The sequence below is a fragment of the Candidatus Oscillochloris fontis genome (genome assembly GCF_004138135.1).
GTDB lineage: Bacteria > Chloroflexota > Chloroflexia > Chloroflexales > Chloroflexaceae > Oscillochloris > Oscillochloris fontis.
This window is the reverse complement of the sequence record NZ_RYFD01000007.1, coordinates 1-12367: the sequence shown is the minus strand read 5'-3', so window position 1 is coordinate 12367 and position 12367 is coordinate 1. Positions and strand designations below refer to the sequence as shown.

At 59.9% G+C, this 12367-nt stretch carries 13 protein-coding genes; 5 read left to right on the top strand and 8 right to left on the bottom strand.

Going from position 1 to position 12367, the window contains the following annotated elements; genetic code table 11:
* Positions 1-18: 18 nt before the first annotated feature.
* Together EKD03_RS04590 and EKD03_RS04585 are read right to left on the bottom strand one after the other, a co-directional pair.
* Positions 19-1218 carry an aspartate aminotransferase family protein gene (locus EKD03_RS04590; protein ID WP_129628056.1) on the bottom strand — a complete coding sequence of 400 codons (1200 nt, stop codon included), beginning with the start codon at positions 1216-1218 and terminating at the stop codon, positions 19-21.
* 116 nt (positions 1219-1334) lie between these two features.
* Positions 1335-1580, bottom strand: a complete 246-nt coding sequence (locus tag EKD03_RS04585) for a hypothetical protein (protein WP_129628054.1) — start codon at positions 1578-1580, stop codon at positions 1335-1337.
* Positions 1581-1804: 224 nt separating this feature from the next.
* On the opposite strand from EKD03_RS04585, the gene EKD03_RS04580 reads away from it, so the two are divergent.
* The gene (locus EKD03_RS04580; protein WP_129628052.1) at positions 1805-2548 is read left to right on the top strand and encodes a tetratricopeptide repeat protein; all 744 of its coding nucleotides are present in this window, start codon (positions 1805-1807) and stop codon (positions 2546-2548) included.
* Between the two features lie 6 nt (positions 2549-2554).
* Complete coding sequence (locus EKD03_RS04575) at positions 2555-3013, top strand: GNAT family N-acetyltransferase (RefSeq protein ID WP_129628050.1); 459 nt, start codon at positions 2555-2557, stop codon at positions 3011-3013.
* 10 nt (positions 3014-3023) lie between these two features.
* On the opposite strand, the gene EKD03_RS04570 is transcribed toward EKD03_RS04575, so the two are convergent.
* Positions 3024-3779 (bottom strand): cyclase family protein, encoded by a 756-nt coding sequence (locus EKD03_RS04570; protein ID WP_174842809.1) that lies wholly within the window; start codon positions 3777-3779, stop codon positions 3024-3026.
* A 376-nt stretch (positions 3780-4155) separates the two neighbouring features.
* On the opposite strand from EKD03_RS04570, the gene EKD03_RS04565 reads away from it, so the two are divergent.
* Positions 4156-4443, top strand: a complete 288-nt coding sequence (locus tag EKD03_RS04565; protein WP_129628048.1) for a BrnT family toxin — start codon at positions 4156-4158, stop codon at positions 4441-4443.
* Positions 4424-4702 carry a hypothetical protein gene (locus EKD03_RS04560; RefSeq protein ID WP_129628046.1) on the top strand — a complete coding sequence of 93 codons (279 nt, stop codon included), beginning with the start codon at positions 4424-4426 and terminating at the stop codon, positions 4700-4702. The genes EKD03_RS04565 and EKD03_RS04560 overlap by 20 nt, the downstream gene beginning before the upstream one ends.
* Positions 4703-4704: 2 nt before the next feature.
* Here the strand turns inward: EKD03_RS04560 and EKD03_RS04555 are convergent, their stop codons facing one another.
* From EKD03_RS04555 to hypA, 5 genes are all read right to left on the bottom strand, one after another.
* Positions 4705-7374, bottom strand: coding sequence for a cation-translocating P-type ATPase (locus EKD03_RS04555; RefSeq protein ID WP_129628044.1), 2670 nt, complete (start codon positions 7372-7374; stop codon positions 4705-4707).
* Between the two features lie 424 nt (positions 7375-7798).
* Positions 7799-8848 carry a hydrogenase expression/formation protein HypE gene (gene hypE, locus EKD03_RS04550; protein WP_129628042.1) on the bottom strand — a complete coding sequence of 350 codons (1050 nt, stop codon included), beginning with the start codon at positions 8846-8848 and terminating at the stop codon, positions 7799-7801.
* Positions 8849-8975: 127 nt separating this feature from the next.
* The gene (hypD, locus tag EKD03_RS04545; RefSeq protein WP_129628040.1) at positions 8976-10085 is read right to left on the bottom strand and encodes a hydrogenase formation protein HypD; all 1110 of its coding nucleotides are present in this window, start codon (positions 10083-10085) and stop codon (positions 8976-8978) included.
* Positions 10082-10735 carry a hydrogenase nickel incorporation protein HypB gene (hypB, locus tag EKD03_RS04540; RefSeq protein ID WP_129628038.1) on the bottom strand — a complete coding sequence of 218 codons (654 nt, stop codon included), beginning with the start codon at positions 10733-10735 and terminating at the stop codon, positions 10082-10084. The genes hypD and hypB overlap by 4 nt, the downstream gene beginning before the upstream one ends.
* Entirely contained in the window at positions 10732-11076 is a 345-nt protein-coding gene (gene hypA / locus EKD03_RS04535; protein ID WP_129628036.1) for a hydrogenase maturation nickel metallochaperone HypA, read from the bottom strand. Before hypA ends, hypB begins: the two co-directional genes overlap by 4 nt.
* A 335-nt stretch (positions 11077-11411) precedes the next feature.
* Between hypA and EKD03_RS04530 the strand changes: the two genes are divergently transcribed.
* A complete protein-coding gene (locus EKD03_RS04530; protein ID WP_129628034.1) occupies positions 11412-12335 on the top strand; it encodes a PAS domain-containing response regulator in 924 nt (307 codons plus the stop codon).
* The last annotated feature ends 32 nt before the right edge of the window (positions 12336-12367 follow it).

Below are 12367 nucleotides of genomic sequence, written 5' to 3'. Positions count from 1 at the left end.
TGTGTCTCTACCATATTATCATTGCAACGCGGCGCGTAGCTTTTCTAGGGCCGCATCCACATGGGCGTTGGTGATGATCAGCGGAGGCAGCAGCCGAATGACATCCTCACCGGAGGTGCCGACGAGGAGACCTTGGTGCTGGGCCGCAGTGCGGGCATCGGCGGCGGAGCCGTTGAGTTGGAATCCGCGCATGAGGCCACGCCCACGGATCTCGCGGATCTGGTTGGGCATGGCAGCGGCGAGATCCTGGAGTGATTCGCCGAGGTAGTTGCTCACTTCGCACACATGGGCGAGAAATTCGGGGGTGTTGATTTTGTTGAAGACCGCCCCGGCCACGGCGGTGACAAGCGGGTTGCCGCCAAAGGTGGTGCCGTGATCGCCGGGATGGATGGTGTCGGCGATACGCTGGTTGAGCAGTACTGCGCCGATGGGCATCCCCCCCGCCAGTGGCTTGGCCACGGTCATCATGTCGGGGCGCACGCCGCTTGGTTGGTGTGCCCAGAGACTGCCGCTGCGGCCCATTCCACACTGGATCTCATCAAGCACCAACAGGGCGTGGTGCTGGTTGCAGAGTGCGCGGGCGGCTGCCAGAAACTCGTCGCTGGCAACGCGCAGCCCGCCTTCGCCCTGGATGGGTTCGATGAAGAGGGCGCAGACATCTGCGCCCATGGCGGCCTCTAAGGAGGCCACATCGTTATAGTTGGCAAAGCGCACCCCCGGCATCACCGGCATAAAGGGTTCGCGGTACTTCTCGCGGGCGGTGATGGCCACCGCACCCATGCTACGCCCGTGGAACGCGCCGTCGCAGGCGATGATGGTGGTTTTGCCCTCACCGTAGTATTCACGCGCATAGCGGCGCGCAAACTTGATCGCTCCTTCTACTGCTTCGGCTCCGCTGTTGCTAAAGAAGACCTTGTCGAAGGCGTCGCTACTGGTGACGAGCATGCGGGCGAGGTCGGTGGCGGGGGCATTGTGGAAGAGGTTGGAGGTATGGATGAGCTTGGTGGCCTGCTGGTTGATCGCCGCCGTCACGTCGGGGTCGCCATAGCCGAGCGCATTGACGGCAATGCCGGCCACAAAGTCGAGGTATTCACGGCCCTCGGTATCGTAGAGGTAGACCCCCTCACCGCGCTCGATGACCGTATCGGGGCGGATGTAGGTCTGAAGAATATATTCGCGGTCGGCCTGGATGACGGCCGCAGCAGTATCGGCTGGCATGGGCGATCCTTTCTTACGGGACGAGTAGTTTATTGGCACAGATTATACACGTTCTTGCCGGGCTTGACCCATGCGCATCACGATGCGCCCCTACGGTTCATAATGCTCCGGCGTAACTACCTGGTGGGCGTGCGCGGGATCACGAGGCCGTGGGTTGCGTCCATGCGTACCAAGCCCAGATCCAACACGAACTGGATGTCATCGGGGGGCAGGGCGGCAGGTACCATGTTGGCCAGCAACGGCTCGATAACCGCCCGCACGCGGGGTTCGTGCAGCCGCTCGGCTAGTCTGTCCAGGTGGGTGTCCTGGCGCTGGATCAGCACCTCCTTGGCCGCGTTGATCACATCGGGGGTGATCGGCATGGCCGGGTTGGCGCAAGATCTTATTCAGATCTGTACGTACATCCGATCAGATCGTGGTATACTCCCCACTTACGTTTGACGATAGGCGAAGGCTCAATGGCTCACGTATCTGCGTGCGTTGGGCGCTGTGTTGCGTGCAATAGGCGCACGGTCACTTTCGGCCAGATGCGCGGTGTTTTGGTTTGCCAGCGGTGCAACGTGCCGCTCTAGATAGTGAGTCGTGTATGTCCCATATCAATCCGAAACTCAAGGCCGACGCAGACGCCCTGATCACTCGTGGACGCACGCTGATCGAACAGGGGCAGTTGCCTGAGGCGACCAAGTTGCTCAACCAGGCGGTGAAGCTCTATTGGTCCGCAGGCGACTTCTATAGTGCTGCGGCGCAGACCGGCAATTACGGTTGGTTATTACGGCGTCTGGGGCGTGCCGATCTGGCGCGGCCCTACTTGGAGCATGCGGCCACGATCTTTGATGAGATCGGCTTGGCTGATTTTGCCGAGCGCCACCGTTTCGCCGCTAATGATGTGGCGAGTGTGCTTGAGCCAGACTTTTTGGCGAATTTGCCCCCGGCGGTGCGTGGGGCACTCGAACGGGGCGACGGAGCAGGCTTACAGGCCGCGATTGACGCCCTGCCAATTGCGGAACAGCAGTTGATCTTTGAGCAACTCAGTGCGGCGGGGGTGATCAGCGACGTGAGCGAGGAGCAGGCCGCAGCGGCGGTGCAGCAATTTGAACCGCTGCTCCAAGCGATTGCGACGGTTGCCCGTGGTGATGCGAGCGAACGCACCGATGTCGAGCAGGCATTGGAGGATCTGGAACGTAAGGGTTGGCAGATCCGGCAGCCCGTTTTGCGGATCTGGCAGGGGGTACGCAATAGTAGCGCACTGCTCTTTCAGCTTGATCCGAGTGATGCCGCGCTGGTGCAGCGTATTTTGACCATCCTTGAGACGCCTGCGGCTGAAGAATAGCGAACTATGGCCATCACGATCTGTCATGAATCACCGGATACTCACGAGGCGGCGGCATTAGTGCGCGAGTTAGATGCCTACCTTCTTCCGCTCTACCCGCTTGAGAGCCACCATGGCCTGGATGTAAGTGCGCTTGTCGCCGAGCGAGTCTCCTTTTTTGTCTTACGTTTGGATGGAGTTGCCGCTGGATGTGGTGGGGTCAAGATCTATGCTGGTGAGTATGGCGAACTCAAGCGGATGTATATTCGCCCTGCCTACCGCGAACGCGGGTTGAGTCGCCTCTTACTCCACCACATCGAGGGCTTCACTCGTGCCCAGGGAGTCAATCTGTTACGTTTGGAGACCGGCGTTTTGCAGGATGCGGCGATTGGTCTCTATCGCACCATGGGTTTTATTGAGGTGGGGCCATTTGGCGCTTACAAGCTCGATCCACAGAGCATCTTCTTCGAGAAGTGGCTGGGATGAGATCTTCTTGCTACAAAATCGCCACTGCCCGACACGGCCCGGCGCTACCACCTGCAACTTTGAGTGGGAAGCAGGCGACCATAAAGCCACTCGGTGGCAAGGCGGCCAGATTCACCAGACGCTCGATCTGGCAATAGGGTAGATCGAGTTGGTGCGCGGCCCAGAAGATCCCCGCTTCCTGGCGGGTCAGGGCTGCGCGGGCCTGCCGATCCAGCGGCGCGTCCCAACCCCAGGCATCAATCCCCATCACCCGCACCCCCTGATCGTAGAGCCAGCGGGTCGCTTCGGGCGTCACCCCAGGGCCACGGAAGAGATAATCGGGTTGATCGTAGAAGGCATCGCGCCCGGTATGCACCAGCACAATGTCGCCGGGGCGCAGGGTGTGGCCGCTGCTTTGTAGCGCCGCCTGCACCTCTTCGACGCGCACCGCGTCGCCATCTTCCTTATGGCGCATATCGAGCACCACCCCCGGCGCGAAGAACCACTCCAACGGCAACGCATCAATCGTCTGGGCGGGTTGGCCCTGAATGACCGAGTTGTAGTGCCAGGGGGCATCAACGTGGGTGGTATCGTGGGTGCCCAGGCGGGTGAAGGTGTCGGTGGCCCAGCCCTCGCCATTGCGCAACAGCGCAGCGGGCACCTGGAAGAGCGCCTGGATCTGGGCTGCCCCCAGGGCATGATCGTGGTTGGCGAGATCAACCCGCACCGCCTCCATCGTACCGGGCGGGCTACTCCGAATTGTCGCCGAGAGGTCAATGATGGGCATAATCACCTCGTTGTGCTTGTTGGTGGACTACACACCCGTATAGTAGCGCATGTTGGAGGGGTTGGCACGTAACTGTTCACACGTAACTGTTCACACTTGGGGTAAAGGAAGCTTCTGATTGACGCAAAGGCGCGAAGACGCAAAGGGTTGTTGCAGGCTTTGCGCCTTGGCGTCTTTGCGTCAAAGCCTGGAGGCTAGGAGAAGTGTGAACAGTTACGTTCACACTTGGGGGAAGAGAAACGTTATTGTTCACGCGAAGACGCGAAGGCGCGAAGGTTTTTTACCCCAATCGTGAACACTTACGTTGGCACAGATTTTTTTGGTGGCTTCCTATTTGTGGTACACTGGACACACTTGTGTGGTAGTAGGAGTTTATATGTCCAACACACGGTTTGAATACGATGAGGAGAAAGCTCTCAAGAATATTGCTAAGCATGGGATGAGCTTTGAAGAAGCAATAACAGTTTTTAGTGATGATTTTTCAATTACTATATATGATGAAATACATTCTATTGATGAAGATCGTTACATTGACATTGGACGCTCAATACATAACCGCCTTCTGGTGGTTGTCTATACTGAGCGTCGGAATCGTATCCGTATCATTAGTCCGCGTCAAGCCACTACGGTAGAACGGAAATCCTATGAGCAACGAGACGCCTGATGTTCGCCATGAAGATGACATGGACGCAGAATATGATTTTTCCCATGGTGTACGCGGAAAACATGCCAAGGCAATGAGTCGAGGGTATACCGTGATTGTTCACAAGGTGGATGGGACGACAGAAGAACGTCATTTTACCCTCCCCGAAGGGGTAGTAGCGCTTGATCCTGATGTGCAAGTCTACTTTCCTGACTCAGAGACGGTGAACCGTGCCTTACGTGGCCTTATCGATCTTATTCCGCATCAGAAAACATTGTAATTCTAAATCGCCCCAAACCAGCCGCGCCGCTCCATCCACTTGGCGATTTCGATCACCGGCGAGATGGTCAGTGAGACACCGAGGATGATCAGCCAATCAATTAGGGGCAGGCTGAAGGTGCCGAAGGCGTCGTGGAGGAACGGGACGTAGATGATCGCCACGAGGAGCAGCAGTTCCCACACGATGGCGAGGTTGAGCCAGCGGTTGGCGAAGGGCCGCCGCAGGATCGAGTGGCGATCTGAGCGGTAGTTGTAGGCTTTGAAGAACTGGATTAGCACCAGCGAGACGAAGGCCATGGTCATCGCTTCGCTCAGTGCGCGCCCGGAGTTGATCGCCCACGCGAAGAGTCCTAGGTTCACCAGGGTTGACCAGATGCCGCCCACGAGCATCAGGATGACCACCGGGCGGGTGAAGATGCCGCTACGTGGGTCGCGGGGTTGGCGCTCCAACAGATCGTCTTCGGGCGGATCTACGGCGAGGGCCAGTGAGGGCAGGCCGTCGGTGGCGAGGTTGACGTAGAGGATCTGGACAGCGGTGAGGGGCAACGGCATTCCCAGCAGGGTCGCGCCGGTCATCAGGCCGATCTCGCCGATGTTGGAGGAGAGCAGGTACATCAGGTATTTCTTGATGTTGCCGAAGATCCCGCGCCCCTCCTCAACTGCGGCCACAATCGAGGCAAAATTGTCGTCGGTGAGGGTCATCGCGGCGGCCTCTTTGCTCACGTCGGTGCCGGTGATGCCCATGGCGACGCCGATGTCGGCTTTTTTGAGCGCCGGGGCATCGTTCACGCCGTCGCCCGTCATGGCGACGATGTGGCCACGGGCTTGCAGCGCAGTGACCACGCGCAGTTTGTGGGCTGGCGAGACCCGTGCATAGACCTGGATCGTTTCGATGGCGTTGGTCAACTCCTCATCGCTCATGGCCTCCAACTCCGCGCCGGTGACGACGCGGCCATCGGTGAGGAGTCCCAACTCGCGGGCGACAGCCTGGGCTGTAATTGGGTGGTCGCCGGTGATCATGATCGTTTTGATCCCGGCGTGGACGCAGTTGGCGATGGCTGTGCGTGCTTCTGGGCGCGGTGGGTCAATCATGCCGACCAGCCCGATGAAGGTCAGATCCTGGGTCGCCTCGGTGATGTTGGCGGCGCGCCGCCGGGCTAACCCCAGCACGCGCAGGGCGTCGCTGGCCATCTGTTGAGCTTGGGCGAGAATCGCGGCGCGCCCCGCCGCATCCAGCGGACGCACCCCCTCTGGGGTCAACAGGCTCACGCACGACTCCAACAGGATCTCCGGGGCACCTTTGGCGTAGGCCACGCGCCCTTCGGGGGTCTCGTGCAGCGTCGTCATGCGCTTGGTCTCGGAGGTGAAGGGGATCTCGTCAATACGCGGCGCGTGGGACTCCAGATCGGCTTTGTGGATTCCCGCTTTGGCCGCTGCCACGATCAGCGCGCCTTCGGTGGGATCGCCCTTCATGTGCCAACGCCCCTCGCGCTGGCTGAGGTGCGCGTCGGAGCAGAGCACCCCGGCACGCAGCAGTTCGGCCAGCGGCCCACTGGGGGTGATCAGCGTACCATTACGCAGGAAGGTGCCGGATGGCTCGTAGCCAGTGTTGGTGACCTCGATCATCTCACCAGCGACGAAGATGCGCCGGGTGGTCATCTCGTCTTTGGTTAGGGTACCGGTCTTGTCCGAGCAGATCACCGAGGTGCTGCCGAGCGTTTCGACGGTGGGCAGGCGGCGCACGAGTGCGTTGCGGTGCGCCATGCGCTGAACCCCAATCGCCAGCGAGATGGTGACGACCGCTGGAAGGGCTTCGGGCACCACCGCGACGGCCAGTGCAATCCCGAAGAGCAACATCTCTAGGAAGGGCTGGCCGCGTGTCAAGCCCAAGCCGACCACGACCGCCACCACCACCAGCGCGGCTTTGGCCAAGGTCTTGCCGACGCGGTCGAGGTTCTCTTGCAGCGGGGTGCGGCTCGTCTCGACGCCCTGGAGCATACCGGTAATTTGGCCGAACTCGCTCTGCATGCCGGTAGCGATCACCAACGCCCGTCCACGCCCGTAGGTGGCAACGGTGCCGGAGTGAACCATGTTTTTGCGATCCCCAACCCCAAGTTTGGGGTCGGTGAGGGCGTTGGTATGCTTCTCAACCGGCAGCGACTCGCCGGTAAGGGCGGCCTCTTCGATTTGCAGATTGATCGCCTCGATGAGGCGGGCGTCGGCGGGGATGCGATCACCGGCCTGGATCAGGATGAGATCGCCGGGCACCAGATCGCGGGAGGGAACCTCGACCTCTTCACCATCACGCAGCACCGTGGCGGTGGGCGCGGCCATCTTCCGCAGCGCCTCAATCGCCCGTTCGGCGCGATACTCCTGGATGAAACCGAGGAAGATGGCGAAGAGCACGATGATCGCGATGACGATGGCCTCAACCTCTTGGCCCATGAAGGCCGAGAGGAGTGTGGCGACGAGGAGGATGATCACCAGCACGTTGCGAAACTGTTCTGCCAGGATGGCCCATGGCGAGACCCGCGCACTCGCCTTGAGTTCATTCGGGCCATACTCGGCTTGACGCCGCAGGCTCTCCTCGGCACTCAGTCCTGCGGGGCTAGATTGAAGTTGCGCAATGGCGGCATCGGCATCGAGGGTATGCCAGGGTTGTGGTGTTTGCATGGCGTTCCACCTTGCTTAGATAGGGTACAAAAAAGCGAGTACCCCCACGACCAAACGTGGTGGTCTCGCCAAGAGTGCATCTGCACATTCGGTCAGCCGGGAGCAAGCTCCGTGATGACGACTGACCAGCCCCAAGGGCGGGTGGCTACTCCCCTACCATGATGATCATACCAAGTGGAGGTGCTTGGTGGGTGGGGCGCGGTAACACCTAGGGTGAAGATACCGTAACTGGTTGACCGCAGAGGGGGTTGTGCATTCGGTTAAGGAGCGCATAAGCCATATCAACCGCAGAGGACACAGAGGTACGCAGAGGGGTCGGGCTACCTACAACCTGTGGTTCTTCCTCTGCGTTCCTCTGCGTCCTTTGCGGTCAAAAACCGGGGCTTCGTCGCGACGCGCCCCTACGAACGCCGATGGTGTGTCATTAACAGATCCTCGGTAACTGCTCGCCGACCAGCGTATCCACCACCCGTGTCCCGCCGATGCCGGTGCGTGCCACGACCATCCCCGGATGCTCGGTCACCACCTCGCCGATGATCGCCGCGTGGTGTCCCAGCGGATGGGCGCGCATGGCTTCGAGGATCGCCTCGCCCGCCTCACGCGCCACAAAGGCCACCAACTTACCCTCATTCGCCACATAGAAGGGGTCGAGACCCAGAATCTCGCAGGCGGCGCGCACCTCTGGGGGTACCGGCACCGCCGAATCGATGACGCGCACCCCCACCCGTGAAGCGGCGGCAATCTCGTTGAGTGCCGAGGCCAACCCGCCGCGTGTCGGGTCGCGTAGGGCGTGGATGTTGGAGTTTGCTGCCAGCATCGTCGCTACCAGATCATGCAGCGGGGCGCAGTCGCTCATGAGCGGGCTACCAAACTCCAGCCCTTCACGTACACTCATGATCGCCATCCCGTGCAACCCGATCTCTCCACTCACCAGCACGAGGTCGCCGGGGCGCGCTTGGTCGGGGGCGATGCGCAGCCCCGTCGGTACCACCCCGATCCCACTCGTGGTGATGTAGACCCCATCGCCGTGGCCGCGATCTACCACCTTGGTGTCGCCCGTCACCAGGGTGACCCCGGCGTTGCGGGCGGCGGCCCCCATCCGTTCGGCGATAGTGGCGAGTTGGCTGATCGCCAAGCCCTCTTCGAGAATGAATCCGGCGCTCAGGTAGAGCGGCTGGGCACCGCTCATAGCGATGTCGTTGATCGTCCCATTGACCGCCAGATCACCGATACAGCCACCGGGGAAGAAGAGTGGCCGCACCACGAACGAATCGGTCGAGAAGGCCAGCCGCGCCCCGGCCACCTCAAGCAGCGCCGAGTCGCCGAGTTGCGCCAGCGTACCGTTCTGGAAGGCGGGCAAAAAGATATGCTCGACCAACTCCGCCGAGAGCTTGCCGCCCCCACCATGGCCCATCACAATCGTGGGGTAGTCGCGTAGCGGAGCCGGACAGACCCAGCCATCAAGATCTATCATAGTTGTGCCTCAGATGTATACTCACATCCCGGTTTTAACGCAAAGACGCCAAGGCGCAAAGCCTTTTATAGAACCCTAATCAAAATCTTGGCGTCTTCACGCCTTTGCGTCAACGCGAAGTTTCTGTTTACCCCAAAAGTGAACGCTTATCCTCAAATCTCCCATACTGGTAATAGGCCGCGCAGGCGCCCTCGCTGCTCACCATAGTCGCGCCGAGGGGGGTGCGTGGGCTACACTCCTTGCCGAAGGCGGCGCACTGATTCGGCTTGATCAAGCCTTGCAGCACCTCGCCGCTGCGACACAACGCCGACTCGGCAGTCTGGATGTGGCCGACATCGAAACGCTCCTCGGCATCGAAGGCGCGGTAGCGCCCACTGAGCCGCCAGCCACTGTTGGGGATGCGCCCGATCCCGCGCCAGGTGCGGTCAGTCTCCTCAAAGACCTCGGCCAGCACTTGTTGCGCGGGCAGGTTGCCGGGCGCACTCACGGCGCGGGCGTAGGCGTTCTCCAACGCAGGCTGCCCGGTTTCAAGCTGCACGATTGTGCGGCGGATACCCTCCAAGACATCCAGCGGCTCAAAGCCCGTCACCACAATTGGGACGTGGTACTGCTCGACGAGCGGGCCATACTGGTGTGTGCCCATCACACTACAGACGTGACCAGCGGCAAGGAAGCCCTGCACCCGGCAGGTGGGCGATTCCATAATCGCCCGGATGGCGGGCGGCACCAGCACATGCGAGACCAGCATGGAGAAGTTGGTCAGCCCCAACTTGGCCGCCTGCACCACTGTCATGGCATTGGCCGGGGCGGTCGTCTCAAATCCGATCCCAAAGAAGACCACCTGGCGTTCGGGGTGCTGCTGGGCCAGTTTGACCGCATCGAGCGGCGAATAGACCACCCGCACATCACCACCAGCGCTCTTCACCCGAAAGAGATCGCCCGCACTGCCCGGCACGCGCAGCATATCGCCGAACGAACAGAACGTGACCTCCGGGCGCGCCGCAATCGCCAGCGCCTTATCAATCACCTCTAGGGGCGTGACACACACCGGGCAGCCGGGGCCGTGGATCAACTCGATCTGGTCGGGTAGGAGTTGATCAATACCATTCCGAATGATCGCGTGGGTCTGACCGCCACACACCTCCATGATCGCCCAGGGGCGCGTCGTGATACGGCGGATCTCCTCGAAGATCCGCTGGGCCAGTACTGGGTCACGGTACTCATCAAGATACTTCATAGATCCTCAACCCAGGCCAACCACTCGGCCATGCCCGTACCGGTACGGGCCGAGGTTGCAATGATCGGCACACCCGGATGCACCGCTGCGATGTTGGTATGCGCGGCAGCGGCATCAAACTCGGCGGCTTCGGCCATATCCAGCTTCGAGAGCAGCACCAAATTGGCCCACTGGAACGTACCGGGATACTTGAGCGGCTTATCCTCGCCCTCCGTCACCGCCATCAGCACCACGCGGCCATGTTCCCCCAGATCGTAGCTGGTCGGGCAGACCAGATTACCCACATTCTCAATAAAGAGGATGTCGAAATCGGCCAGATGCCAGCCCTCCAAGTGGCCCATCACCATATCGGCTTCCAGGTGGCACATGCCAGCCGTCTCAATCTGGCGCACGGCAGCCCCACTGCGGGCGAGGCGTCGCGCATCATTATCGGTCGCCAGATCGCCCACCAGCGCCGCCACCCGGTGGCGCGTACCGAGTTGGCGTAATGTCTCTTCGAGCAGGCGCGTCTTACCCGCACCGGGGCTAGAGAGCAGATTGATCACCCGCACCCCTGCCTGATCAAAGCGTTGGCGCAATTCGAGTGCCAGTTGATCGTTCTTACTTAAAACATTCTGGCGCACCTCCACCAGACGCGGGGATTCACTCATGGCACCTCCAGAGAGATAAGCTGAAGCTCGCGGCCCTGCACCATCCGCATGGCCGGTTGCTGGCAGATCGGGCAGACAAAGGATTGTGGGTTAGGCAGATCAGCCTCGGCATTGCATAGGTCGCAAAAGATGCGCACCGGCACCTCCTCAATCTCCAGGCGCGCCCCGGCGACCAGCGTCCCAGCGGCGGCAAGGTCAAAACTGAAGCGCAGCGCATCGGGAACAACCCCGGCCAGTGCGCCAATGCGGAGGTGGAGTGCAATCACCTGGCTGGCCCCGGCTTGGCGGGCGGCATCATCGGCGAGTTGTACGAGGCTCAACGCAACGGAAAGTTCGTGCATCGTGAGGTTGCCTTGTCGCAGGTGGTGGATAGGAGGATTATACCAATTTTTGGTTGGGTCTGGGGCGCAGCCGCACATGCCCTATACACACTCAGGGCATGTGCAAAGTCCTTGGGGCTTGGGGCGGCGCAGCCGCCCCCACACCCCCACCGGAGGTGACTTTGCACATGCCCTGGGGTGATCTCACCTTAACATGACATTTTTTACTTTAACCTTGACAAATGGAACCATTATTCTGCATGATACTCTAGTATGGCTAGATGATCTCTGTATATGTCATCTTAACTAAGCGCTGATCTTCATCCTACTCACCATTCTTTTCCCTGGTAGCGCTCATGGAATATACCAATTATTTACATATGAAGAATATCCTGATCGTCGGTGTTGATGCTGTCGAGGTTGCAGGTGTGGTTGCATGCTTACAAGAGCGAGGAATAGTGGGATTTCGCCACGAACATGTGGTTGAAATTACTCAACTTTCTTCGATTTTGGAACAACACCAATGGGATCTTATCCTAGGCATCAACCTTCAGTACCCCACCCAACTCCTTCATACCCTTGCTGCCCACCAACCCCACCCGCGCCTGCTGCTGGTTATGCCAGAGGTTAGCCTGAATACGGTGGTTGATCTGATGCGCCTCGGTGCGTGTGGGGTGGTCGAGCGCAATGATTATGATCGCCTTGCTGAACTCGTAGAACAGGAGTTGGCCTACACACACCTAACGGGACGTGATGCGTATATGCTCCATGTCCGATCTATTCTGGATACGATGCTCGATGCGTTTACATCATTCTCCTTGACTGAACGCCGCATTCTCTTTTCGAGTGCCGCTTTTGAGCGGGTCTTGGGCTACCCACTCCAATGTTTTGTGGATGATCCCAACTTCTTTATGCGCGTGGTGCATCCTGACGATCTCGATCTCGCTATTGCGATGCGTCAGAAAGCCCTCACCGATGGACATATTGAATTTGAACACCGCATGCTTCTTCCTGACGGGTCAGTGCGCTGGCTCTTACGGCGTTCTTGGGTGATCTTTGATACTCAGGGGCGTCCGCTCATCGTCAATGATCATGCGCATGACATCACCAAGCATAAGCAGACCGAGATTGCCCTGATGGAGAGTGAACAGCGCCTGCGCCTCTTTGTCGAGCATGCCCCGGCGGCGATTGCCATGTTTGATCGCACCATGGTCTACCTTTTGGCTAGTCGGCGCGTATCCGTTCAGGGTGGGTCACTCCTGAGTTGCGAGAATCAGTAGAATCCGGCATACTACCGCTATGGACGAGCCAC

Bases quoted from the DNA above. Each gene is read 5' to 3' on its own strand.
- EKD03_RS04590 (WP_129628056.1), bottom strand. From the start codon at position 1,218: ATGCCAGCCGATACTGCTGCGGCCGTCATCCAGGCCGACCGCGAATAT.
- EKD03_RS04585 (WP_129628054.1), bottom strand. From the start codon at position 1,580: ATGCCGATCACCCCCGATGTGATCAACGCGGCCAAGGAGGTGCTGATC.
- EKD03_RS04580 (WP_129628052.1), top strand. From the start codon at position 1,805: ATGTCCCATATCAATCCGAAACTCAAGGCCGACGCAGACGCCCTGATC.
- EKD03_RS04575 (WP_129628050.1), top strand. From the start codon at position 2,555: ATGGCCATCACGATCTGTCATGAATCACCGGATACTCACGAGGCGGCG.
- EKD03_RS04570 (WP_174842809.1), bottom strand. From the start codon at position 3,779: ATGCCCATCATTGACCTCTCGGCGACAATTCGGAGTAGCCCGCCCGGT.
- EKD03_RS04565 (WP_129628048.1), top strand. From the start codon at position 4,156: ATGTCCAACACACGGTTTGAATACGATGAGGAGAAAGCTCTCAAGAAT.
- EKD03_RS04560 (WP_129628046.1), top strand. From the start codon at position 4,424: ATGAGCAACGAGACGCCTGATGTTCGCCATGAAGATGACATGGACGCA.
- EKD03_RS04555 (WP_129628044.1), bottom strand. From the start codon at position 7,374: ATGCAAACACCACAACCCTGGCATACCCTCGATGCCGATGCCGCCATT.
- hypE (WP_129628042.1), bottom strand. From the start codon at position 8,848: ATGATAGATCTTGATGGCTGGGTCTGTCCGGCTCCGCTACGCGACTAC.
- hypD (WP_129628040.1), bottom strand. From the start codon at position 10,085: ATGAAGTATCTTGATGAGTACCGTGACCCAGTACTGGCCCAGCGGATC.
- hypB (WP_129628038.1), bottom strand. From the start codon at position 10,735: ATGAGTGAATCCCCGCGTCTGGTGGAGGTGCGCCAGAATGTTTTAAGT.
- hypA (WP_129628036.1), bottom strand. From the start codon at position 11,076: ATGCACGAACTTTCCGTTGCGTTGAGCCTCGTACAACTCGCCGATGAT.
- EKD03_RS04530 (WP_129628034.1), top strand. From the start codon at position 11,412: ATGGAATATACCAATTATTTACATATGAAGAATATCCTGATCGTCGGT.